This window comes from Ideonella sp. B508-1 (assembly GCF_000333615.1).
GTDB lineage: Bacteria > Pseudomonadota > Gammaproteobacteria > Burkholderiales > Burkholderiaceae_C > Ideonella.
The window spans coordinates 1-3,266 of the sequence record NZ_BADL01000269.1 but is presented as its reverse complement, the minus strand read 5'-3'; the positions used below and the strand labels follow the sequence as shown (position 1 = coordinate 3,266).

At 68.3% G+C, this 3,266-nt stretch carries 3 protein-coding genes and 1 pseudogene; all 4 read left to right on the top strand.

All coding sequences use genetic code 11. The features are described from left to right. Window positions 1-379: 379 nt before the first annotated feature. Window positions 380-685: pseudogene (locus I73_RS34840) on the top strand (DNA-binding protein); the annotation flags it as partial. Window positions 686-800: 115 nt separating this feature from the next. Then, on the top strand, window positions 801-1,346 hold the full coding sequence (locus tag I73_RS33900) for a hypothetical protein (RefSeq protein ID WP_022980713.1): 546 nt from the start codon (window positions 801-803) through the stop codon (window positions 1,344-1,346). Next, window positions 1,343-2,263 carry a 3'-5' exonuclease gene (locus I73_RS27440; protein WP_022980712.1) on the top strand — a complete coding sequence of 307 codons (921 nt, stop codon included), beginning with the start codon at window positions 1,343-1,345 and terminating at the stop codon, window positions 2,261-2,263. Before I73_RS33900 ends, I73_RS27440 begins: the two co-directional genes overlap by 4 nt. A 513-nt stretch (window positions 2,264-2,776) precedes the next feature. Next, on the top strand, window positions 2,777-3,124 hold the full coding sequence (locus I73_RS30885) for a hypothetical protein (protein WP_022980711.1): 348 nt from the start codon (window positions 2,777-2,779) through the stop codon (window positions 3,122-3,124). Window positions 3,125-3,266: the final 142 nt, after the last annotated feature.

The window sequence follows — 3,266 nt, the reverse complement described above, 5'->3', positions numbered from 1 at the left end:
CGTTTCAGGCACTGACCTGCCGGCAGTCCAAGGCCGGGAACTGGCCAGGCCGAGCGCCACGCGGCTGGCCAGCCGCGACGGCGACCGCGCCTGATCGAGCGGCCGCAGATTCAGGCGCGGCGCTATCTGATCTGGCCAGGCGGCAGGCGGTCCCGGCGCCCTCGTACCTCGGTTGCGCCGGCATCCGCGGCGACCAGGCGGCGGCCGCCCGAGGGGGTTGCACCAGGCGCGGCCGTGCGGGCAGGCGCCGGCGACGCCTGGCGCCCTCGACGCCGTGGCCGCCAGCCCACCTTGCGGTCGGCCGCTACCGCCGCTTGCGTTATCGTAGCGTTATTGTTATCATAACGCTATCGTATCGTTATTGACGCGGAGGCTGACCATGGCAACTGAACGAATCGTGACGCCCGAGGCGCTGAAGCAGGCCGTCGCATCGCTGCGCGAGCGCGGCATCAAGGAGAGCGCTCGGACGGTCTACGACGAGCTGGGTGGCGGCAGCATGACGACCATCGCCAACCTGCTGCGAGAGTTCCGCAAGCTGGAGGCCCAACAGCCGGCGCAGCCGAGCGAGCCTGTCGCGCTGCCGCCAGCGCTCGACGCCGCGATGCGGCAGAGCGCGGGCGAAATGTGGAAGGCCGCGCAGCACGAGTGCGCCGTGATGGTGGCCGCGGTCAAAGCTCAGGCACAGAACGACGTGGCCCAGGCCGAAGCTGAACGAGACGCCCACCTCGGCGAGCTGGAGGGGGCCACCCGGGAAACTGGAAGAGGCGAGAGCGAAGATCCGTGCGCTCGAAGAAGCCACCTTGGCGCAGGGCCAGGAGTTGGCCAGCGAGCGGATCGCGCGCAACACGGCCGAAACTCGAACCAACGAACTCGACAAACACCTGAAGGAACTACAGGCCGACGTCAAGGCAGAGCGCGGCCGGCGTGACGAAGCGGAGGCGGGCCGGCGAGCGGCCGAGCAGGCGCTGAGCGCGTGCCAGGCCGAGACGGCACGCCTCACCGAACAGGTCAGCGGCCTGACACAGCGCCTCACCGACGCGGGCGCGGAGTTGGCGCGCGCGCGCGAACTCAGCGACCAGGCACTGCGTGATCTGGAGCGCCGGCACGGCGAAGAGCTGGCTCGCATGGAGGCCAAGCACGCCGAGGTGCTGGGGGAACAGAAGCGCCGGAGCCTCGAAACCATCGACAAGCTCCAGAAGACGAACCAGCGCCTGGAGTCGGAGGCACAAGAACACATCGCGGCAGCGCGAAGCGCCGCCGAGAAGGCCGGGCGACTTCAAGGGGAACTGGACGCGCTGAAGGGCGGGGAGGCCGGGGCTGCACCCGCTGGCAAGGCGAAGAAGTGACCAGCGAGGGAGGCGGGCGGACCGATCCGCTTAGCCGCACTGCGCTGAAGGCGTTGCGGCTCAAGCCAGCGCCTGGCCAGGTGCCGGCGAAGACCGTCTACAGCCGCAGGCGGCGCGAGCACATCGAGCTATTCGACCCTGCGCTGTGCGTGCCGATGCGCCAGGCGCGTACACCGACGCCGGCCCAGCTCGATGCGCTGAGGGCGGGCCGGATGGTTCACACCCACTCGGCGTGTGCATGCTGCGGCATCGAGCACTTGCGCGACTCGCTGACGCTTGAAGGCTTGTGCATGCCCTGCGCGGCCGCCGAGCTGGCGGCGGAACGTGCCGCGCGCGACATTCGGCGACTGGCGGACTTGCGCTCGCTACTGCTGCGCGGCGCAAGCCCGCGAAAGACGATCTACCTCGACACCGAGACGACGGGTCTGAGCCCGCTGGGCGACGAGCTGCTGGAAGTGGCCGCGATAGACGATGGCGAGGTGGTTTTTCACTCGCTGGTGAAGCCAACCAGGCTCAAGGAGTGGCCCGAGGCTGAACTGATCCACGGGATCAGCCCATCAGACGTGCAAAACGCGCCTACTTTGGGCGATTTGTTGCCGGAACTGGCACAGGTGTTGCTGTCGGCCGAAGCTCTGGTGGTCTACAACGCACCCTTCGACCTGGCTTTCCTGCCTGAAGGCCTGCGAAATTCGATAGAACCGGCGACTTTGTGCGCGATGGAGGCCTTCGCGCTGCACGTCGGGCAGTGGGACGAGCGCCGTGAGGCGTTCAGGTGGCACTCGCTGGCCGCTGCATCGTCTATCGCGGAACATTTCTGGACGGGCTCGCAGCACCGGGCCGTAGCTGACGCGGTGGCCACTCGGGCTGTCTGGCAATGGCTTCAGCAGCAGAACGCAAGAATCGCTGCGAAGTCCTAGCAGCTTTCGCTTCGGCGGAATCGCGCGACAGGCAGGACTAAGGCAACCTGGGGCGTGCCCCGGCCTGGTGGCCGGGTCGGGCTTTCGTGCTTCGCACCGAGCCAGCCTGGCGGCCGTCTCGGCCCATCCGGGCTTCAATCCACTCACGCCTACGCGGCCAACAGATGGCCGCTGCGCGCTGCGCTTGCGAGCTGTCTAGCGCCCCTGACGGGGCGAGAGTGCGCCCGGCCTGGCGGCCGCGCGCGTTGAGCTGCTGGGCTTGGAAACACCATCGCCGCGCTCCAGGGACTTCCAGCCGGGGCGCTGCCCTTCAGACCCGTCTCTTTCACGACGCATAGCGGCTGTCCTACGTGGTTCAAGGGTGCGCTGCGCCACGGCCTGCACCCGGTCCTTCCGCTGCGCTCCAGGCTGCGGCTTTGTCCGTGCCCTTGACCCGCTACGGCCACCCGCTGGCCATGCGTCCGAGACGGCTCCGAAGAGCAGCAACACCACCCCCAGCGGAAAGGACCAGCCATGAGCACGACGATGACCAAGCCCAGCACCTCAACCACCCAAGCGGGGCTTTCCTCCCCGCTCCCCCCCGAGACTCACCAAAGAGCAGCCGATGTCGCCGCTGCGCTGGCGACGGGAAGCCGCCTGGGCCTGGGCATGACGCCGTTCAACTACCTCCCGCTGTTCGCACAGGTGGCCATCGAGCGCCTGAACGCGGACGAGGGGCTGCGCAACGGGGCCATGTTGGACGAGCTGTTGCAGCGCTACGCCGAGTTCTACCGGATGACGGTGGACCTCGAAACCTGCGCTGCTGCGCACCACATCTGCGCCCGTCGCTTCTGGAACTTCCAGGCTTCGGAGGCAGTGTGATGCGCAGCGCCCGAGGGGTTCTCACATACGAGCAGCGGCGCGCGCTGCGCACCGCGCTGGGTGGCCGCCTGATCGCGCTGTGCTTCGGGGCTGGCGTGGACTCGACCGCGTTGATGGTTGCACTCAAGGCGGCAGACCTTCG